Origin of the sequence: Actinomadura gamaensis, assembly GCF_042652125.1 — a bacterium.
Lineage (GTDB): Bacteria > Actinomycetota > Actinomycetes > Streptosporangiales > Streptosporangiaceae > Spirillospora > Spirillospora gamaensis.
In genome coordinates this window covers 251,752-271,346 of record NZ_JBHSIT010000011.1, presented here as the reverse complement: position 1 = coordinate 271,346, position 19,595 = coordinate 251,752, and the positions used below count along the sequence as shown (strand labels likewise).

The window sequence follows — 19,595 nt, the reverse complement described above, 5'->3', positions numbered from 1 at the left end:
TTGCTCACAGGTCGATCTCGACGGGACCGGCGGCCGCCGACACGCACGTCTGGACGAGGTGTCCCTCCTCGCCGTGGACCTCGCCGGTGCGCAGGTCGCGGACGCGGCCCGAGGCCAGCCGGCCGACGCACGAGTAGCAGATCCCCATCCGGCAGCCGCTGGGCAGCAGCGCCCCCGCGTCCTCGCCCGCCGTGAGCAGCGGCGTCGCGCCGTCCGCTTCGATCTCGACGCCGCTCGCGGTGAACCGGACGCGTCCACCCTCGCCCTCGCCGACGTTCGCGGCGACGACGGGCTTGAACCGCTCCACGCGCAGCCGTCCGGCCACTCCGGCGTCCCGCCAGTGCGCCTCGATGCCGTCCAGCATTTCGGACGGTCCGCAAGCCCAGGTGTCGCGCTCGCGCCAGTCCGGGCAGAGCTCGTCCAGCTCGGCGAGCCGGAGGCGTCCGGCGGTGGCGGTGTGCCGCTCGTGCAGCGTGATCGGCAGCTCGCGCAGCTCCGCCCCGAAGATCACGTCCTCGGGCGTGCGCGCCGAGTGGACGTGCACGACGTCAACCCCGCCCGAAAACCCGACGCGCTCACCGTCCCTCACGGGGCCGTGGTCGCGGTCACCAACGCGATCGTGGCGGTCACCAACGCGGTCGCGGCCGCGGTCACGGCCGCGGTCGCCGACGTGGTCGCGGAGCATCGCCATGACCGGCGTGATCCCGCTGCCCGCCGTGATGAACAGCAGCCGTTCCGGGACGGGGGAGGGCAGCGTGAACTCGCCCTCCGCCGCGGACAGCCGGACGATCGTGCCGGGCAGGATGTCGTGCACGAGGTGCCGCGACACGACCCCGTCCGGATTCGCCTTGACGGTGATCGTGATCAGGCCGTCCGGACGCGGCGGGGACGACAGCGAGAACGTCCGCCAGTGCCGGACGCCGCCGACGTCCACGCCGATCTTCAGCCACTGGCCCGGCCGGTGCCCGGACCAGCCGGATCCCGGACGGATCACCACGGTCGCCGCGTCCGGCGCCTCGTGCCGGACGGCCTCGACGCGTCCGCGCGGGTCGCCCGTGGACCACAGCGGGTTCACGAGCGCGAGGTAGTCCTCGGGCAGCAGGGGAGTGGTCAGCATCCGCGCGGCGTCCAGCGCCCGCCGGACGCGGCTCCGGACCGCCTTCGCGGACGCGTGCGTGGGTGATGTGGTCGTGGTCACGTCGGGGCCTCCGGGGCTCGTTGGCGCGTAACCTACGGTTACGTAACCGTAAGGACCCGGACAAGGCCTCGCGGCCAAAAGGGACGGGCATCACACCATCGCACGATGTCCCATCCGATGGTGTAATGCCCGTTGACAAAGGTCGCGCCGCGACGCGCACTCAACTTCAGGTCGCCGCCGCACGTCCGCGCTGAGAGATACAGCGCTGCGCATCGACGCGTCAGATCGCCGCTGTGAGCACCTCCGTGCCGCTCTCGGCCACTTCAACGAACGTCACGGACGTCACGGACGCTCCTGAAGGACGCCGTCCACGTAGATGTCCACGCGCTCGTTGTAGAAGCTGATCAGCCCCGCGATGTCGCGGCTCTCGGGAAGCGGAGTCGGGTACGACCAGGCGAAGTCCTTGTGCACCGCGTCCCCGATTCGGACGGACCAGTATTCGGCCGTCCCCTTGTACGGGCAGCCGGTCGAGGTGTCGGTGTGCTCCAGCAGGTCCATCCGGACATGCGTCTTCGGGAGGTAGTACCGGACCGGAAGTCCCGTCTCGAACAGCATCCGCGGGCTGCCGGACTCCGCGACCGTCACTCCGTCCACCTCGACCCGGACTCGCCGGGAACTCGGCAGGATGTCCACCCGGTGGTGCGGGCTGCGCGGATGGACGAAGACCTCCTGGTCCTCCTCGAACCAGGCGTCCATCGCGTCCCAGTCCAGCCTGACCAGGCCGCGCAGTTCCTCGACCGGCGAGTCGGGGTAGCGGATCGCCGCGTCCTTCGCCTCGGTGTCGCCGACCTTCACGATGTAGGAGACGGCGTCGCCCCGGCTCGGCGACCTCCGGCCCGCGCCGTTCTCGATCAGATCGGCGCGGACGTCCTCGACGGGGATGTAGTACGCCAGATAGTGGGTGCCCTCCCAGACCAGCACCGGACGGACCGTATCCGCCACAACGTGCCCGCCCAGAAACGCCCGCACCCGCCTGTTGCCCTGCTCGACGCGTACTCGCGTCCGTTGCGTGCCTTCTGCACTCATGAACCGGGCAACAGCGCGCCACCGCCGCCTATTTCGCCGCCGAGCAACCGCCTGTCCGCCCGAGCCGCCGGACGGTCGTCGGCGGTTCCGCCGGGCGGTCGCTGGCCTGACGGCGTCCATGCCCGTAGCGTGGGCGGCGGTGCACGAGCCGCGACATCGGACGGAGATCACGTGCGGGCAGCGAGGTGGACGAGCGCGATCGCCGCGCTGACGCTGGCGGTCGCGACAGGATGCGACGGCGGCGGAGGCGGTGGCGACGGCCACCGGGCGTCCGCCTCCCCGGCGACGAAGGCTCCGGCCGGACTGGAGACCTTCTACGGCCAGAAGCCCGCGTGGAAGTCGTGCGGCGGCGGCATGGAGTGCGCCGACGTGAAGGTGCCGCTCAACTACTCCGACCCGTCCGGCACGCAGATCAAGCTCGCCGCGATCCGGCTGCCCGCCGAGGACAAGTCCCACCGCATCGGCTCACTGCTGACGAACCCGGGCGGACCCGGCGGCTCGGGCGTGGACTTCGTCCGGCAGACGGGTCGCGCCTTCGACGACAAGCTGCGCCAGCGCTTCGACATCGTCGGCTTCGACCCGCGCGGCGTCGGCGCCAGCGCGCCCGTCCGCTGCATGACCGGCCCGCAGCTCGACCGCTTCTTCAGCACCGACACGTCCCCGGACGACCAGCGGGAGCTCGACACCCTGTCGTCCGAGAGCAAGCAGTACGCCGACGAGTGCAAGACCAAGGCCGGCAAGGAACTCCCCTACGTCGGCACCGTAAACGCCGCGCGCGACATGGACGTCCTCCGCGCCGCCCTGGGCGACCAGAAACTGACCTATTACGGCGCGTCCTACGGCACCTACCTGGGCGCCACCTACGCGGACGAGTACCCCACGAACATCCGCGCCCTGGTTCTGGACGGTGCGATCGATCCGCGCACCTCGTCCACCGACATGCTGGTGGAGCAGGCCAAGGGCTTCGAGACCGCGCTCCGCGCCTTCGCCGCCGACTGCGCCAAGCAGGGCGACTGCCCCCTCGGCACCAACCCGGACGCCGCCGTCACCAAGGTCGGCGACCTCCTCAAGCAGACCGACAAGACCCCCCTCCGCAACAGCCGCGACGCCCGCCCGGTCACCGAGTCCTGGACGGTGATGGGCATCGCGACCGCCCTCTACGCCAAGGAGACCTGGCCCTACCTGCGCCAGGCCCTGTCCGCCGCCCTCACCCGCGGCGACGGCACCCTCCTGATGACGCTCGCCGACACGATGGTCGAGCGCAAACCGGACGGTTCCTACAGCAACCAGACCGACGCGAACATGGCCGTGAACTGCGCCGACAAGCCCAACCCGCCGGACGTCGCGTCCTACAAAAAGGCCGCCGACCAGGCCGCTCAGACCGCCCCGCGCTTCGGCCCCTTCGTCGTCTGGGGCGGCCTCCCCTGCATCTACTGGCCCGTCCAGACCAAGCAGGCCCCGAAACCCGTCACCGCCAAGGGCGCCCCGCCGATCCTGGTCATCGGCACCCTCCGCGACCCGGCCACCCCCTACAAGTGGGCCCAGGGCCTCGCCTCCCAGCTCTCGTCCGGCACCCTCCTCACCCTGGACGGCGACGGCCACACCGCCTACCTCCAGGGCAACTCCTGCATCACCGCGGCGACCGACGACTACTTGATCAACGGAACCCCGCCCAAGAAGGACACCGTCTGCCGCTGATTCCCACACACCCCCGAGAAGGCGCTAGACTCCTCTACGGCACGCCGCCTTAGCTCAGTCGGCAGAGCGATTCACTCGTAATGAATAGGTCGTCGGTTCGATTCCGACAGGCGGCTCCACCTCAGAGGCCCCTTCCGATCACCGGAAGGGGCCTCTCTGCGTGCCCCGAGCCAGCAAACCTTCCCCGCCGCCCCAGCCTGCTCTGCGACCGCCCCTCGACGCCGCCGCTCACGCCCGCGCGACCCGGACGTGTGCTGGACCCCCGCCGCCTGGCCGCGACACTCCGAAGATCATTCACGCCGTCCGGCGTCCAACTCGTCCCCCACCTAGAGCCTGTCGGCCTCTGGCGTCCAGCCTCATCGCCGGCTTCCCGCCGCTGGCTCAGAAACTTCCCTGCCCGCCTGGTCCCCGAGCTGTGCTGGACTGGTGAGATCGAAGCTCTCGCCACGCGCGTCGGACGTTCGATGTCATGTCTCTTCTCGGCAGCCGGAGTGCATCACTCTCTGCGGTAATCGGAAAGGCTGATACATGACCGCGACCAAGCCTCGTCCCGGATGGCAGTCCGAGCGACTGCGAGAGCGACGCCAGAGCCTTGGATGGACTCTTGAAGCCGCAGGCGACCAACTCCAGCAGATCGGCCACCGTCACGGCCTGCGCATCGAGGTTGACCTTGAAGGCCTTTGGGGGCACGAGACTGGGACGGTCTATCCCGGCCCACACCACCGGCGGGCTTACTGCCTGATGTATGGAGCTTCTGAGCCTGACCTCGGCTTCCGCCTTCCGCTTCCCCGGGAGATCACGACCGAGCCTACGGCGGCCACCCCGGTTCCCGATTCGGCGACTGCGCAGGTCACCACCGAGGAGGCCGAGCACACCCTCAATCGAGGCTTGGACCGGATCACCGACGCCTCACACGACGCCAACTCCACCGCAGGTGACGGCCTCAAAGACCGCGTCGTCGCCGCATGGCGGAGCCGAACTCTCAGCGACGATCCGAACAAACCGGTCCTCGTCCTGGTCGGCGGCTACGCAGGCTCAGGCAAGACCGAGTTCGCGCGCTTCCTCTCCAGTCTGACCGGTTGGGCCATCCTGGACAAAGACTCAATCACCCGTCGCCTGACTGAGCGCCTCTTGGAGAGCATGGGTGGTGACCGGCATGACCGCCACACCGACCTCTATATCGACCACGTGAGGCGCGTTGAATACAAGTGCCTCATGGACACGGCGGACGACAACGTCGACTGCGGCGTTTCCAGCATCCTTATCGCGCCGTTCACCTTGGAGTTGAACGATGAGGCGTGGTTGAGCCGCCTGACGAACCGGTGCCGTGCGAAGGGGGTGGACGTGGCGGCGATCTGGGTCCGATGCGATGTCGAGTCGATGCGCGAGTACATCGAGTTCCGCGACGCACCGCGCGACGCCTGGAAGCTGTCCCACTGGGAGCAGTACACCGCGGGCCTGAACACGCAGACCAGCCCGCCCGGCGTCCACCTCACCATCGACAACCGGTTGGGCGCGGCCATCAGCATCGCCGACCAGACGCGAGAGGCACTGCGTAAGATCCTGGCGTGACCAGGCGCGGCGTCATCCTCTACGGCCCCCCGGCCAGCGGCAAGGACACGATCACGGCCGAACTGTCCCGGCAGGACGACCGGTTCGTCCTGTTGACCAAACTCAAAGCCGGGACAGGCCGCAGCAGGGGCTACCGCTACGTTTCCGCCGACGAGCTGGACGCGCTACGCGACGCCGGCCGCGTGGTCCTGGAGACCGAGCGCTACGGCAACCGCTACGCCGTAGACCGCCACGACATCGACGCCCTCACCAACGCCGGATGCATCCCCGTCGTCCACGTAGGCGACATCGCCGGACTCCAAGACCTCGGCGCAGCCGTCCCGCTCACCTGGACGTCCGTCCGCCTGTGGGTACCGCGCGAAACGACCGCCGAACGCTCCGCGGCCCGAGGCGACACTGACACCCCCAGCCGCGTCCGAGCATGGAACGAGGCGGACGCCGACCTTCGCGCGAACGGCGAGGCGGTCACGTTTGACCTCACCATTCGCACCAACGAGGCCGACCCGGCCGAGGCAGCCAAGCTCATCAGCCAAGCGTGCCTCGGCGCGGACTCGTCATGAGGCCCGTCGATGGCCAAGGCCAGGTATCTGCCTGGACGACGGCCTCGCGCAACTGCCGAGGGCTGCTCGCCTCGACCAGGCGCAGCCCCTGACTCGCCCTCACCAGTGCCCACCAAGCTCCGGTCGCCTGTCCGTACCAGGCCGAGAGCACGCAGCCGAACTCGCCCTTGATCGCAGTGGTCACCTGGAGTTCCCCAGGAAGACCCGTCATGATCCGTCTCCGGGCCTGATGCCCCAGGAGCGCATGAGCAGGCCGACCGCATCGGCAGCGCGCCAGGGCTCGAAGCTGGGCCCGAGCCATGCGCCCGTGCTCGACCGGTACCACCACAGCCTTTCACCGCGGACGATCATCACGGTCTCACCGACCGACGACGTGGGCGAGGCGAGAACGAGCAGCTCCGGCGGCGAGCACTCATACCGCGGAGCAGACGCCCAGCCGAGCCGTCCGAGGTCCCGGGCGAGCCGGTCGAGCCGACGACAGGCCCAGCGGGCACGCCAGCGCGCGGCGAAGGATTCGGAAGACGACGCGGGCGACGAGGGCGGGGGACCCCCTGCCGACCGCGCCGTCTTCCTCTCCCCTCCAGGGGCCGCCCGGCCGGCGGCCCCCTCCGGTGATGATCCGCACCCACTCCCGAGCGTCATCACCGGGTTTCCTTCCGCTCGGCGGCCCGCCGCTTCTCCGCGACCAGGGCGCAGCGCAGCGAGACCGAGTCGGAACAGATCACAGTGGGCTCGACCCCTGCGGCCGGGTCATGCAGGGATGCCACCCAGTCACCCAGTTGCCCATCCGCACGGACACGCCGCCATATGCGGTGGCTACCGAAGTGAGTGCGGAGCTGGGCAAGGGCCAGGTCGTCAGAACACAGGTTCGGAGGCATGCGGGAGACCTCACAGAGGATGCCGAACTCGTTCGGAGCGGAACGGATTCGTCTGCTGGAGTGGGACGGCACGCAGCTTTCCGCTTGCCCGAGTTCGACGGAGGAGCCTGCCAGGGGGCCAGGGAGGGGCCACACTGGACACAGGAGGCCACCGATGACCACGCAGCGTCAACGAGACTTCGGCCGATACCTCGCCCGCCTACGCGGCGACCGCAGCCAACGCCAGCAGGCCGACCTACTATGCGACGTCTCCGGACGAGCCACCCTCACCCGACACGAGGTGTCCCGCTGGGAACGCGGCGAACGCATCCCCGACGACTGGTTGCCCCACATCGCACGCGTAAGCAACGCGCCTCTCGCCGTCCTGGAAGCCAAAGCCGCCCACGCCCGAGGCACCACGCCGACCCCACCGATCGACCTGTCCCCGTTCTTCCCCCAGGCCGACACCCTCAAGGCCCGAGTCGCCACCGCTCTACACAGCCGCCGCTTCACCACCGCAGCCGCCGGCCCCATCCTCGTCCTGGTCGGCGGCTACGCAGGCTCAGGCAAGACCGAGTTCGCGCGCTTCCTGTCCGACCTAACGGGCTGGGCTGTCCTGGACAAGGACGCCATGACCCGCCGCCTGACCGAACGCCTGTTGATCTCCCTCGGCGGCGACCCGCACGACCGCCACACCGAGTTCTACAAGGCCGAGGTCCGCCCGCACGAGTACCGGTGCCTGATGAACGCCGCCTACGGCAACATCGACGCGGGTGTCTCCATGATCCTGTCGGCTCCGTTCATCGCCGAGCTGCACACCCTCGGATGGCTGGAGCGGCTCACGCATCGCTGCCAGGCCCGAGGCGTCGAAGCCGCCGCGATCTGGGTCAACAGCGATCGCGACACCATGCACGAGTACATCGAGACCCGAGACGCCCCCCGCGACCGCTGGAAGCTGTCCCACTGGGACGAGTACACCAGCACCCTTGAGGACGACCCGCCGACCGGCGTGACAACGACGATCGACAACCGCCAAGGCGCAGCCGTCAGCCTCGCCGAGCAGACCCGCACCACCCTCCGCAAACTCATGGCCTGACCCGCCCGTGACCCCTGGGGCAGCAGCGCCGGATGAGAACTTTCTCTACGTCTTCAAGGGCGCCCGCCCCGCGGTCGCCAGCGGCCGCCCGCCCCGGCGCGCCGGGCGTGCGGCCTGTCCCGTCCGGTCCCGGCGCGCCGAGCCGCCCGTCCGCCTACCGAAGCGAGCCCAGAAGACGCCCAAGAAGTCATCCCCGAGCGCAAGACGAGGGGCAGACATGACGGTCGCCAACTTCACGCCGCAGCAGTATCCACTCTTCGAGCTCCGCCCCATCCTCGACGGCTCCCCGGAGTTGAACATATGGACGGGCGCCATCAGCTACCACGAGACCCGCCAACAGGCAGGGGCTGCGGTCAAGGAGGTCGAGAAGGCGGGCCGTGGGGAGAACCGCCGCCACGAGGTTTCGCAGCTCTTGCGCAGGCTGACCGGCGCGAAGGACACCGAGGAGTCCGGTAAGGAGAGTTAAGGGTGTGTGACTGGGGAACCCCGTGGTTCCCCAGACCCCTCCTGGAGCCGGGGCACTCGTTCGCGCGAGACGGTCTGTCACGGGTTGCGCGCCGTTCGCGCGAACGAGCACCCCGGAACGGCCGCGCCGGGCGCGCGTGGTCTAGTCGGTTTCTTAGGAAGAGTGGCGGCCGTTTTCGGACGATGATGAATGTTCGCGTCCAGCCTTGGCGATGCTGCGTCTAACGTGCGCTGTGACATTGAGTGGTCTATCCGGTACGGCGTGATCAATGAACGGGGAGGACGGATGTCCGCAGACGCAGTGCAGTTGGCCTCGGAGGTGACGCCGTATGTGACAGCGGCGGCGAGCGCGTACGGGGCGGCGGTGCTGACGCGTGTACGGGATCAGACGACCGAGGCCACCGCAGATGCCGCGGTCGGATTCGGGCGGCGGCTGGCGCAGCGCATCTTCGGCGCCCGCACTGAAGACGAAGCCACCGAAACCGGGAACGATGCGGCCGTAGAGGTAGTGCCGGAGGTGTTGGCCGATGTGATCGATGATCCCGAGGACCAGGACAACCGGGCGGCGTTGCGCAAGGCGATCCGTAAGGCGTTGGCCGCCGATGCGGAGTTGGCGGCGGAGGTGACGGAGTTGCTGGCGCAGGCGCAGGTGGCGGGGGTGCAAGTGATGACGTTCGGCGACCGGTCGCCGGCGACGGGGACGAATCACGGCATCATCGCCACCGGCGACGACAACACTTTCAACCGGTGACCAGGTGAAGTCCGATCCCGCTGCCTTCGAGGAGAAGCGCGTTAGCTCATCTCTGGCAGCCCACGTTCAGACCCACGGTGATCGATCCCCTGGCACCGACACCAATTACGGTGTGGTCAGCACCGGTGATCATGCACGCATCACCCAGCTTCAGGCGGTGCCGTTCCCCGACCCTGCGGCGGTGAAACCGAAGGCGCGGGTGGTGGGGTTGCCGCGGCCGGCGACGCCGGTGTTCCTTGGCCGTGCCAGCGCGTTGAAGCAGGTTGAGCGGGCGTTGTCGGTCGCCGATGAGGCGGTGGTGGTGTCCCAGGCGGTCATTGGGATGGGCGGGGTGGGCAAATCCGAGCTGGCGTTGCAGTACGCCGAGCGCGCCCGCAGCCGCTACGACTTGGTGTGGTGGGTCACCGCCGAGGCACCCGAGCAGATCGACGTGGGGCTTGCTGAGTTGGCGCGCAACCTGGTCTCGGACGCGGCAAGAGCTGCCAGGACCGAGGACGCCGCCGCGTGGGCCTACGGATGGCTGCGGGCGCATTCAGGGTGGCTGCTAGTACTGGACAACGTCACCGACCCCGCCCACACCGCCAGGGTGCTGGGGCGGCTGGAAGGCGGGCATGTCCTGATCACCAGCCGCCGGGACGTGCGCTGGCCCGGCCGCGCCAACACCGTGCGCTTGGACCTGTTGGCCCCGGACGCGTCCGCCGAACTGATCACCACCATCACCGGCCGCACCGCCCCGGCAGACCATAAGGCGGCGCTGGCCATCGCCGAGGAACTGGGGTATCTGCCGCTGGCGCTGGACCAGGCCGCCGCCTACATCCTCCAGACCGGCATCACCCCGGCCGTCTACCTGGGACGGCTGCGACGCCGCCCGGCCCGCTACTACGCCAAGGCCGCCAACGGAGACAAGGCACAGGCGACCATCGCCCGCCTGTGGGACATCACCCTGGACACCCTCACCCAGGAGGCCCCCGACGCTGTGGCACTCGCTGGAGTCTTGGCCCACTACGCCCCAGACGATATCCCCCGCAGCGTGCTGGGCGGCGGGGATGACGAAGCGACCGAGGAGGCCGACGAGGCGCTGGGGGTGCTGGCCTCACACAGCATGGTCGATCGAACCGACGAGGTGGTGACGATGCACCGCCTTACCCAAGCCGCCGTCCTTTCCCAACTCCACCGAGCCGGCAACGACGCCGCCGACACAGCCCGTGGAACCGCGCTCGCTCGGCTCGACGACGCCATGACCAACAGCGACCCTGCCAGCGATGTGGGTGATTGGCCCTTGTGGCGTTCCCTCGTCCCACACGCCGAAACGATCACCCGCCACTACCCAACGGGCCAACAGCCCGAACAACTCGGCCGCATCCTCAACGGAACCGCCATTTTCCTGCAAGCACAGGGCGAATATCAGCGTTCCCACACCATGCTCACTACCGCAGCCGCCATCGCCGAGGAGGTGTTGGGTTCGGACCACCCCACCGTCGCCATCGGCCTGGGGAACCTGGCAGGCACCTACCGCGCTTTGGGGCGGGCGGGTGAGGCGCTTCCGCTGGAGGAGCGGGCGTTGGCCATCGCCGAGGCGGCGCTAGGTTCCAACCATCCTGACGTCGCTATCCGGTTGGGGAATCTGGCCAGCACCTACCGCGCTTTGGGGCGGGCGGGTGAGGCGCTTCCGCTGGAGGAGCGGGCGTTGGCCATCGCCGAGGCGGCGCTAGGTTCCAACCATCCTGACGTCGCTATCCGGTTGGGGAATCTGGCCAGCACCTACCGCGCTTTGGGGCGGGCGGGTGAGGCGCTTCCGCTGGAGGAGCGGGCGTTGGCCATCATCGAGGCGGCGCTGGGCTCCGACCATCCTGACGTCGCCACGCTGCTGGGGAACCTGGCCAGCACCTACAGCGCTCTGGGGCGGGCGGGTGAGGCGCTTCCGCTGGATAAGCGGGCGTTGACCATCACCGAGGCGGCGCTGGGCCCTGACCACCCCACCGTCGCCATGCTGCTGGGGAATCTGGCCAGCACCTACCGCGCTTTGGGGCGGGCGGGTGAGGCGCTTCCGCTGGAGGAGCGGGCGTTGGCCATCACCGAGGCGGCGCTAGGCTCCAACCATCCTGACGTCGCTATCCGGATGGGGAATCTGGCCAGCACCTACAGCGCTCTGGGGCGGGCGGGTCAGGCGCTCCCGTTGTTCGAGCGGGCGTTGGCCATCACCGAGGCGGCGCTGGGCCCCGACCACCCTGACGTCGCTATCCGGTTGGAGAACCTGGCCGGCACCTACCGCGACCTAGGACGGGCGGGTGAGGCGCTTCCGCTGGATAAGCGGGCGTTGGCCATCACCGAGGCGGCGCTGGGCCCCGACCACCCTGACGTCGCCATCAGCCTGGGGAATCTGGCCAGCACCTACAGCGCTCTGGGGCGGGCGGGTGAGGCGCTTCCGCTGGAGGAGCGGGCGTTGGCCATCGCCGAGGCGGCGCTGAGTCCGGACCACCCTGACCTCGCTATCCGGTTGGGGAACCTGGCCAGCACCTACCGCGACCTAGGACGGGCCGCCGAGGCGCTTCCGCTGTTCGAGCGGACGTTGGCCATCACCGAGGCGGCGCTGGGCCCCGACCACCCCACCGTCGCCATCAGCCTGGGGAATCTGGCCAGCACCTACAGCGCTCTGGGGCGGGCGGGTGAGGCGCTTCCGCTGGAGGAGCGGGCGTTGGCAATCGCCGAGGCGGCGCTGAGTCCGGACCACCCTGACGTCGCTATCCGGTTGGGGAACCTGGCCAGCACCTACCGCGACCTGGGACGGGCCGCCGAGGCGCTTCCGCTGTTCGAGCGGACGTTGGCCATCACCGAGGCGGCCTTGGGCCCCGACCACCCCACCGTCGCCATCAGCCTGACGAACTTGGCTGGCACCTACAGTGATCTTGGACGGGCCGCCGAGGCGCTCGAAGCGATAAGCCGGGCTGAACAATGCGCATTGGCTGCGCTCGGGATAGGGCACCCCACGACGCGTTCACTTCAGAAGTACGCCGGCCACTTGAAAGGCCTGTTCGGAGTCCCTGAGTGAGGGAGAGCTGTACAGCGTGCAAGTACAGCAACGCAGGCGCACAGAAACTCACGTGAACACACGTCGGCGCACGCTGTAGCTGGGGCGGGCGGTGGTGAGGTGCTGGGTGCCGGTGGTTCGCATCGAGGTGGTAGCGCGTGCTCTTGCTAACGCGGGTGCTAACGGCGGGTCTGGACGGGCCTGGACAGACATGGAACCAGGGAGCGTCCGGGAAGGCTGCCTACCAGATCAGCGGACAACTCTGGACGAGTGCGGATCTCGCTCGTGAGACTCGTAATGAATAGGTCGTCGGTTCGATTCCGACAGGCGGCTCCACCTCAGAGGCCCCTTCCGATCACCGGAAGGGGCCTCTCTGCGTTTCGTCGCCAGGGGAACCACGTTGAGCTCGCCTGGGCGCCGTGTTGCTCGGGGTCGGGTGGGCGGTGGTGTTTGGAGCGAGCCGTCAGTTGAGGATTTTGCGGAGGGCCTGGGTGAAGCGGGCGGCTTGGTCTTGTTGGGCCATGTGGCCGGCGCCTTCGATCACCGTCAGGTGGGCTGCGGGGATGAGGTCGGCGCACTCCTGCGGGACTGACAGGGGGACCTCGGCGTCCAGTTCGCCGTGCAGGAAGTGGGTGGGCACCCGGACCTGGGCGAGTCGGGGGCGCGGGTCGTAGCCGGCCTGGTCGATGACGAGGCCGTCGATGCGAGGGGTGGCGTCCAGCAGCTGGCGGACGGTCCAGTCGATCATCGCGGTGCTCGCTCCCGGGCGGTACCAGTTCGGGACGAAGGCGGCCAGGGTGCCCGCGCGGTCAGCGTGCAGGTTCGCCAGCAACTCGTCCATCGACTCTTGTAGGCGGGAGAAGTGGTGCATTCCTGCGTCCGCCGGGACTATGGCGCCGATCCGGTCTGGGGCGGCGAGTGCGGCTTCGATGAGGAAGGCGCCGGCGATCGACGACCCGATCAGTGTCGGGCGGTCCAGTTCGAGGACGTCGAGGAAGGCGAGCAGGTCGCGGGTGGCCTCGGCGATGGTGTAGCCGGTGGCGGGGCGGTCCGAGCGGCCGCAACCTCGCATGTCGAGGGTGATCACTCGGTGGTCGGTCATCAGGTCGGCCGCCTGCGCGTCCCACACCCGGCCGCTGGTGCCCCAGCCGTGCAGGAAAACCAGGGGACGGCCGGAGCCGAGGTCCTCGTAGTAGAGCCGGGTGTCGTTGACGGTCGCGTATCCCATCTTGCCGGTCCTTTCGTGCGCCTGTGACATGGGTGATTTCACCGGCTGAGGCGGGAGCGACCAATGACGGAAATGCTCCTAGACTCATCACGGTTCGTGATGAATGGGAGGGTGTCGTGGAGTTGCGGCAGGTGCGGTACTTCGTGGCCGTGGCCGAGGAACTGCACTTCGGGCGCGCCGCCGAACGGCTGCACATCGTGCAGCCGGCCGTGAGCCAGCAGGTCCGGCGGCTGGAGCGGGAGCTCGGTCTGGAGCTGTTCGACCGGACGACCCGGACCGTGACCCTGACCGCGGCGGGCCGGATGTTCTTGGTGCACGCTCGCGAGATCTTGCGGGCCGAACGTGCGGCGACCGAGGCGATGGCCGCGCTGCGGGCCGAGCAGGAGACGACCCTGCGCATCGGTACCAACGTCGGACTCGGATCCCGCCTGGACGCGCTGCTGGCCACGCTGTCGCAGCGCTCGCCGCAGTTGAGCGTCGAACTCGTCAGCGCGCCGCCGCCGACCCGGCTTGCGCAGGTCCGAGAAGGGGTGCTGGACGCCGCCTTCGTCCGCGGCATCGACCACGGGCCGGAGTTGGAGTTTCTGCCGTTGTGGCAGGACGTCCTGGTCGCCGCCCTTCCCGCCTCGCACGAGCTCGCGGCCCGCGAGCGGATCGACCTGGCGGAGCTGGCCGGGCTGCCGCTGCGGATCGTGCCCCGACAGACCAATCCGCACCTGGTCGATACGGTCGTGGACGCCTGCCGTGCGGCCGGTTTCGAGCCTGTGATGGGCCCCGAATTCACCACGGACCAGGACACCTTGGCCGCCATCGCCACCGGCAGACCGAGTTGGACGGTCTACTACGCTGGCCAGGCCGAGATTCAGCCGGCTCCGCGCATCGCCTTTCGTCCGTTCAATGAACCTGCCCCGGCCGTGCAGACGTTTCTGGTCACGCGCCCTGATCCGCCGTCAAAGCGACTGACCGCCTTGCTGGACGCCTGTCGCGAACTGCAGCGCCGCGACGCGAATAGCTTGACGGGGACGAACGAACTGGTTGATGACTTCAATTGGCTTGACGTGGACGCATGAGCGGCCGTCGTCATTGGTTGTGCTGGGGCTCGCCTGTCGTTCTGTATTCTTCGAACGCTTCGAGTACTTGACCTGCGAGCTGGGCTACCTCCGGGTCCGGGGCCTTGGTGAGATCTCTTGCCAGACTCAGACACTCGGGCCATTCGGCGTCGGCGATCGCGAACAGCGTCGCGTAACGTACGATAGGCAGATCGTCCCTACTGGCACGCTTGAGGATTTCTATGAGTCCGAGGAATCTCCAACCGGCGGCTTCGGCGAATTTTTGTACGAGTCGTGCAGGCTCGTCTCGCTTGAGCATGAGGCGGCGGCCTCGGTAGTTGCCGACGGCTTCATGGCGCTGGGCGTGCCTGTCGCACAGGTCAGGGGGTCGGAGGGTGTTTCCGGCGGCGGGTGCCCACTATCTGGCGGAGGAGGGCGAAGAAGACTATGGCGCCCAGGACGACGAGTCCCATCGTGATCGCCCGTTCCTGGAAGGTTCTGGCTTTGATGATGACCGTGCCGGAGCCGATGAGGAAGCCTAGGAGGGTGACGAAGAGGCCCAGGACTTCGACCATTTTGAGCAGGCCTTCGGAGACCAGTTCCTGGGCGACGGCCACCCGCTGGGTGAGTTGGCGGGAGGCGTCTTCGATGCGTTCTTCCATGGCCGCGGCGGCTTCGTTGACGCGTTCGTCGATGCGGGCGGCCAATTCTTCGCTCAGGACGTCCCGGACGCTTTCCGCCTGGAGGCGCATCTCGCGAGCCTCGATGATCGCTCGGCGTTCCTGGGCGTACTGCTCGTGGACGAGCATGTTGCCGACGCCGAACAGGTCGATGGCGAGGTCGATCTCGGTGAGGGCGTCGTCGTACCGTCCGAGGCGGCGGAGGGCGGAGGCGCGGCGGTAGTGGACGTTCGCGTTCCCCTCACCGCGCGCCATCATCGTTTCCGAGAGGCTGAGCAGCATTTCGGCCGATCCTTCGAGGTGTTCGGCGAACCAGATGGCGGTGAGGGCGAGATTGCGGCTCTTGTCGTCGGCGTCCGGGGCCTCGACGGCGCGCCGGTAGAGGTCGAGCCCGTTGGACGCGCGGGAGCCCAGGGCGGCGAAGGCGGCGAGGCTGAGGACGAGGGCGTCGTCGTGGAACTCGCCGAGCCACCGGTTGCAGCGCGTCCGCAGTTCGCGGAAGCGGTAGTCGAAGCGCAGCCGCTGCCCGTGGACGTAGACCAGGACGAGGCGTTGCGTCCGTGATCCGGAGACGCCGCGGGCGGGACCCCACTCGCGGTCGTCCGGGCAGCGCTGCTCGGCGAGGCGGGCCAGCCAGGCGAGGTCGGTGGACGCCCGCCGGATCTGCGGCAGGTCGAGGTCGTGGGCCTCGGCCACCCGGGCGAGCTCGGCGATCCAGGCGAGCGAGTCGCCCGACGTGTGCGGTTTGAGGTGTTCGACCAGCGTGGCGGCCCGGTCGTCGGGAGGGACGGCGGCCAGCAGCTCCTCGATCGGCGGCCCGGGCGGGAGCGTCTCCGAGGCCTCCGAGATCGGACGGCGCCCCTGCGGGGGGACGGGGCTCTGCTGCATGCTCCTCCTAGCCTCACCGGACGGGACGTCGGGGCAAGTCTCGATCGCCGGAGCGCCGGGCGTCCAGGTGCGGCGTGGATTCGTGATCTTGGCGGTGGTCCCGGTTCCGCTCCACGCTAGGGGCCGATCCGGGGCGGTGCCGAGCGGCTGGTCCGGTTCGTCCACGCGGACAGCGAGGTGTGGCGCGGGTGAGAGTCGAAAAGTGAGCGGCAGAGCGTGAGGGTCAGAGGCGGGTCGCGGTCTCGACGAAGGCGGCCAGTGCGCGGGAGCGGCTGTGGGACGGCCAGGCGATCACGGTCGTGACCTGCGGAGCGTCCAGAACCGGGACGGTGGTGAGGGAGCGGTCCAGGAGCGGACGGCACGATTCCGGCAGGACGGCCGCGGCCCTGCCGAGCGCGATCAGCTGGAGCAGCTGCGTGTGGTCGTGGACCTTCGGGCCGGGGCCGTCCGGGTAACCGCCGTTCGGCTTCGGCCAGCGCGGCAAGGGCAGGTCGGGGAGATCGGCGAGGTCGGCCATCCGCAGGTGAGGACGGGTGCTGAGGGGGTGACCCGCGGGGAGGACGGCGACCTGGCCCTCGGTGCGCAGCACCTCGGTGTCGAGCCCGGAGATCGAGTCGAACGGCAGGTGGAGGAGGGCGACGTCGGCCCGTCCGTCGCGGAGGCGGCGCTCCTGCTCGCCGATGCCGCAGAGTTCGACGTCCACGGTGATCGCGCCCGGCTCGGCGGCGTAGGCGTCGAGGAGCTTGGACAGCAGCTCGCCCGACGCGCCCGCCTTGGTGACCAGGATGAGGCTGGGCCGCGGGGCAGCGGCGCGGCGGGTGCGGCGATCGGCGGCGGCGACCGCGTCGAGGGCGGCGCGGCCCTCACGCAGCAGGACGGCTCCGGCCTCGGTCAACTCCACGGAACGGTGGTTGCGTTCCAGCAGCGTCACGCCGAGCCGCCGTTCGAGCTGCTGGATCGCCCGCGACAGGGGTGGTTGGGCGATGCCCAGACGTTCGGCGGCGCGGCCGAAATGCAGTTCCTCGGCGACCGCGACGAAGTAGCGCAGCTCCCGCGTCTCCATGCGGCCACGGTACGCCAGGTCGATACCTTCCGGGTATGGCAGGCAACCCAGACGGTGTTGGAGGTGCCGCCGGGGCGGGACGCAGGATGAGGCACATGAGCGAGAAGACGACCGCGCTGGTGACCGGCGCCAACAAGGGAATCGGATACGAGATCGCGGCGGGGCTGGGCGCGCTCGGGTGGCGCGTCGGCGTCGGCGCCCGGGACCGTGCGCGCGGGGAGGCCGCCGTCGAGAAGCTGCGCGCGGCCGGGGTGGACGCGTTCGGCGTCGCCCTGGACGTCACGGACGACGCGTCCGTGGAGGCCGCCGCCCGGCAGATCGAGGAGACCGAGGGACGCCTGGACGTCCTGGTCAACAACGCCGGCGTGGTCGGCGGCAGGTCGCAGCTGCCCACGACGGCCGACCTGGACGCCGTCCGGGCGGCCGTCGAGACCAACGTCATCGGCGTCATCCGCGTGACGAACGCGCTGCTGCCGCTGCTGCGCCGGTCCCCTTCGCCCCGGATCGTGAACATGTCGAGCAGCGTCGGCTCCCTCACGCGCCAGGCCGCCGACGCGGGCGGCACGGGGCCCCTGTCGGTCGCCTACGCGCCGTCCAAGACGTTCCTGAACGCCGTGACCCTTCAGTACGCGAAGGAACTGCGCGACACGAACATCCTGATCAACGCGGGCTGCCCCGGATTCTGCGCGACCGATCTGAACGGATTCCGCGGCGTCCGGACGCCCGAGCAGGGCGCGGCGATCGCGATCCGCCTGGCCACCCTGCCCGACGACGGCCCGTCCGGCTCGTTCTCCGAGGACGCCGGAGTCGTCCCCTGGTGACGAAGCGCGGCGGGCGGCCGTGACTGCGTTCGTGACCGCCGTGGTGTCGTGACCGCCTTGCCGTTCGTGGCCGCCGCTGCGGACACGTGATGGCCGTGACCGCCGTGGTGGCGGCCCGCGCGCGGATGATCGTGATCGCGGTGGTGGCGGCGGGGTTGGTCGTGCGGGGTCGATAGCCTCGTCCGGTGATCGGGTTGCGGGACGAGGCCGAGGCGGTGCTTCGGGGCTGGCACGCGTACGAGGTGTCTCGCGGGACGGCGGAGATCATCGACTTCGACTGCGCGCCGCCGTCCGGCGGCGAGATCGAGCAGGTCGGGGACCGGCTGGCGGTCCGGCGGCGGCTGATCGAACTGCGGGAGCGCGCGTCCGACGGGTGGCTCGCCTCGCGGCTCGACGCGGACATCGCCTACGTCGGCGCTCTGCTGGGCGAGCGGCCGCCGCTGCGGCAGTACGTCCGCGCCACGCAGGGGTGTGAGGCGCTCGGGTGGACGGACGAGTACATCGCGCACCGGCGTGATCTCGCGCGCGAGGCGTTGGCCGGAGTCGGGATCGCGTGGGGGCCCGGCGCCGCGCGTGAGCTGCGGGCCGTCGAGGGATACCTTCCGAACGAGGACGCGCCGGACGCGATCCGGGCCGCGGCCGACGCGTTCGAGCCGGCCGTCCGGGAGCTGACCGGCAGTTCCGCGCCGTTTCAGCTGAGCGTCGAGAGCGCCGACGTGGACGCCTACTGGGCGTACTGGCTGGACGGCGCGGGTAGCCGTGTCCGGCTGCGGCTGAACCTGCGGAACATCACGTTCAGCGAGGTCGCGGCCAGGCAGTTCGCGCTGCACGAGGTGCTCGGGCACGGGCTGCAGAGCGCGAGCTGGTCGGCGCGCAGCGCGGCGGAGGACGTCCCGTGGGTGCGGCTGATGTCGGTGCACGCCCCGCATCAGGTGCTGCTGGAAGGGCTCGCGCAGGCGTTGCCGCTGTTCGCGGCGCCGGACGATCCGCTGCTGCGGACGCGTGTCCGCTTCGACCACTACAACCAGCTTGTCCGAGGCGGGTTGCATCTGGCGCTGAACGATGGCGAGGTGTCGATCGAGGAGCTGGTCGTCCGGGCGAAACGGGACATGCCCTGGGCGACGGACGCCGCGATCGCCGACGTGCTGAGCGACCGCGGCGCTGATCCGCGATTGCGGTCCTACTTGTGGGCGTATCCGGCCGGTGTGGACTGGTTCGTGAGTCTCGCGGAGGCGGGAGATCCGGAGCTGAGCGGGACGGTTCTGCGCGCCGCCTACCGGGATCCGCTGACGCCGTCCGACCTTGCGGCGCTGTGGCCCGGGGGTCCCGCGATCGGAGGTGATGATCGGTGAACTACGTGCTGGCTCTCGCCTTCGCGGCCCTCGCGATCGCGGTTCTGGTCGTGCTGGGCACCGGCCGATGGACGTTCCGTAAGGGCGATCTGCTCGAAAGCCGCGTCGTCGGGATCGGCGTCGCTGTGGCCCTGGTCGGCTGCGCGCTGATGAGCCTGGACCTGCGCTGGGCCTTCTGGCTGACCCCGGTCGCGGTCCTCGCGATGCTGGCCGTCGTCCTCCGCCGAACCCTGAAAACCCGCCGCTAGCCCGTAATTCGCGAA

Annotated in this window: 17 protein-coding genes and 1 tRNA gene; 12 read left to right on the top strand and 6 right to left on the bottom strand. The window is 69.5% G+C overall.

Annotation, left to right across the window (positions count from 1 at the left end):
- Nucleotides 1-4: 4 nt before the first annotated feature.
- Both ACFPCY_RS33370 and ACFPCY_RS33365 read right to left on the bottom strand, forming a co-directional pair.
- The gene (locus ACFPCY_RS33370) at nt 5-1,198 is read right to left on the bottom strand and encodes a ferredoxin reductase (protein WP_378261925.1); all 1,194 of its coding nucleotides are present in this window, start codon (nt 1,196-1,198) and stop codon (nt 5-7) included.
- A gap of 282 nt (nt 1,199-1,480) precedes the next feature.
- Nucleotides 1,481-2,119, bottom strand: a complete 639-nt coding sequence (locus tag ACFPCY_RS33365) for a DUF427 domain-containing protein (RefSeq protein ID WP_378261923.1) — start codon at nt 2,117-2,119, stop codon at nt 1,481-1,483.
- A gap of 276 nt (nt 2,120-2,395) precedes the next feature.
- On the opposite strand from ACFPCY_RS33365, the gene ACFPCY_RS33360 reads away from it, so the two are divergent.
- The 8 genes from ACFPCY_RS33360 to ACFPCY_RS33325 all read left to right on the top strand — a co-directional run bounded on the left by ACFPCY_RS33360 (nt 2,396) and on the right by ACFPCY_RS33325 (nt 12,272).
- Nucleotides 2,396-3,922, top strand: coding sequence for an alpha/beta hydrolase (locus ACFPCY_RS33360; protein ID WP_378261921.1), 1,527 nt, complete (start codon nt 2,396-2,398; stop codon nt 3,920-3,922).
- A gap of 43 nt (nt 3,923-3,965) precedes the next feature.
- Nucleotides 3,966-4,041 (top strand) — tRNA-Thr (locus tag ACFPCY_RS33355).
- 409 nt (nt 4,042-4,450) lie between these two features.
- Nucleotides 4,451-5,494 (top strand): P-loop nucleotide/nucleoside kinase family protein, encoded by a 1,044-nt coding sequence (locus ACFPCY_RS33350; protein WP_378261919.1) that lies wholly within the window; start codon nt 4,451-4,453, stop codon nt 5,492-5,494.
- A complete protein-coding gene (locus tag ACFPCY_RS33345; RefSeq protein WP_378261917.1) occupies nt 5,491-6,054 on the top strand; it encodes a guanylate kinase in 564 nt (187 codons plus the stop codon). Before ACFPCY_RS33350 ends, ACFPCY_RS33345 begins: the two co-directional genes overlap by 4 nt.
- Nucleotides 6,055-7,086: 1,032 nt before the next feature.
- Nucleotides 7,087-8,007, top strand: a complete 921-nt coding sequence (locus ACFPCY_RS33340) for an AAA family ATPase (RefSeq protein WP_378261915.1) — start codon at nt 7,087-7,089, stop codon at nt 8,005-8,007.
- Between the two features lie 217 nt (nt 8,008-8,224).
- Entirely contained in the window at nt 8,225-8,473 is a 249-nt protein-coding gene (locus tag ACFPCY_RS33335; RefSeq protein ID WP_378261913.1) for a hypothetical protein, read from the top strand.
- Between the two features lie 285 nt (nt 8,474-8,758).
- The gene (locus ACFPCY_RS33330) at nt 8,759-9,223 is read left to right on the top strand and encodes a hypothetical protein (RefSeq protein ID WP_378261912.1); all 465 of its coding nucleotides are present in this window, start codon (nt 8,759-8,761) and stop codon (nt 9,221-9,223) included.
- Between the two features lie 4 nt (nt 9,224-9,227).
- On the top strand, nt 9,228-12,272 hold the full coding sequence (locus ACFPCY_RS33325) for a tetratricopeptide repeat protein (protein WP_378261910.1): 3,045 nt from the start codon (nt 9,228-9,230) through the stop codon (nt 12,270-12,272).
- Nucleotides 12,273-12,714: 442 nt separating this feature from the next.
- On the opposite strand, the gene ACFPCY_RS33320 is transcribed toward ACFPCY_RS33325, so the two are convergent.
- Nucleotides 12,715-13,479, bottom strand: a complete 765-nt coding sequence (locus tag ACFPCY_RS33320; RefSeq protein ID WP_378261908.1) for an alpha/beta fold hydrolase — start codon at nt 13,477-13,479, stop codon at nt 12,715-12,717.
- 116 nt (nt 13,480-13,595) lie between these two features.
- Here ACFPCY_RS33320 and ACFPCY_RS33315 point away from each other — a divergent pair, with 116 nt between their 5' ends.
- A complete protein-coding gene (locus ACFPCY_RS33315; RefSeq protein ID WP_378261906.1) occupies nt 13,596-14,549 on the top strand; it encodes a LysR family transcriptional regulator in 954 nt (317 codons plus the stop codon).
- Between the two features lie 10 nt (nt 14,550-14,559).
- Here ACFPCY_RS33315 and ACFPCY_RS33310 read toward each other — a convergent pair whose 3' ends face one another.
- From ACFPCY_RS33310 to ACFPCY_RS33300, 3 genes are all read right to left on the bottom strand, one after another.
- Complete coding sequence (locus tag ACFPCY_RS33310; RefSeq protein ID WP_378261904.1) at nt 14,560-14,847, bottom strand: hypothetical protein; 288 nt, start codon at nt 14,845-14,847, stop codon at nt 14,560-14,562.
- Between the two features lie 61 nt (nt 14,848-14,908).
- Nucleotides 14,909-16,096: a hypothetical protein gene (locus ACFPCY_RS33305; protein ID WP_378261902.1), complete on the bottom strand. Its 1,188-nt coding sequence runs from the start codon at nt 16,094-16,096 to the stop codon at nt 14,909-14,911.
- Between the two features lie 223 nt (nt 16,097-16,319).
- Entirely contained in the window at nt 16,320-17,159 is an 840-nt protein-coding gene (locus tag ACFPCY_RS33300) for a LysR family transcriptional regulator (RefSeq protein WP_378261900.1), read from the bottom strand.
- A gap of 95 nt (nt 17,160-17,254) precedes the next feature.
- On the opposite strand from ACFPCY_RS33300, the gene ACFPCY_RS33295 reads away from it, so the two are divergent.
- From ACFPCY_RS33295 to ACFPCY_RS33285, 3 genes are all read left to right on the top strand, one after another.
- Nucleotides 17,255-17,980, top strand: coding sequence for an SDR family oxidoreductase (locus tag ACFPCY_RS33295; protein ID WP_378261898.1), 726 nt, complete (start codon nt 17,255-17,257; stop codon nt 17,978-17,980).
- 185 nt (nt 17,981-18,165) lie between these two features.
- Nucleotides 18,166-19,332 (top strand): hypothetical protein, encoded by a 1,167-nt coding sequence (locus tag ACFPCY_RS33290; RefSeq protein ID WP_378261897.1) that lies wholly within the window; start codon nt 18,166-18,168, stop codon nt 19,330-19,332.
- A complete protein-coding gene (locus ACFPCY_RS33285; protein ID WP_378261896.1) occupies nt 19,329-19,580 on the top strand; it encodes a hypothetical protein in 252 nt (83 codons plus the stop codon). The genes ACFPCY_RS33290 and ACFPCY_RS33285 overlap by 4 nt, the downstream gene beginning before the upstream one ends.
- Nucleotides 19,581-19,595 lie beyond the last annotated feature (15 nt).

Excerpts from the sequence above, each read along its gene's own strand:
- ACFPCY_RS33350 (WP_378261919.1), top strand. The coding sequence starts at position 4,451 with ATGACCGCGACCAAGCCTCGTCCCGGATGGCAGTCCGAGCGACTGCGA.
- ACFPCY_RS33340 (WP_378261915.1), top strand. The coding sequence starts at position 7,087 with ATGACCACGCAGCGTCAACGAGACTTCGGCCGATACCTCGCCCGCCTA.
- ACFPCY_RS33335 (WP_378261913.1), top strand. The coding sequence starts at position 8,225 with ATGACGGTCGCCAACTTCACGCCGCAGCAGTATCCACTCTTCGAGCTC.
- ACFPCY_RS33330 (WP_378261912.1), top strand. The coding sequence starts at position 8,759 with ATGTCCGCAGACGCAGTGCAGTTGGCCTCGGAGGTGACGCCGTATGTG.
- ACFPCY_RS33320 (WP_378261908.1), bottom strand. The coding sequence starts at position 13,479 with ATGGGATACGCGACCGTCAACGACACCCGGCTCTACTACGAGGACCTC.
- ACFPCY_RS33310 (WP_378261904.1), bottom strand. The coding sequence starts at position 14,847 with ATGCTCAAGCGAGACGAGCCTGCACGACTCGTACAAAAATTCGCCGAA.
- ACFPCY_RS33305 (WP_378261902.1), bottom strand. The coding sequence starts at position 16,096 with ATGCAGCAGAGCCCCGTCCCCCCGCAGGGGCGCCGTCCGATCTCGGAG.
- ACFPCY_RS33300 (WP_378261900.1), bottom strand. The coding sequence starts at position 17,159 with ATGGAGACGCGGGAGCTGCGCTACTTCGTCGCGGTCGCCGAGGAACTG.
- ACFPCY_RS33295 (WP_378261898.1), top strand. The coding sequence starts at position 17,255 with ATGAGCGAGAAGACGACCGCGCTGGTGACCGGCGCCAACAAGGGAATC.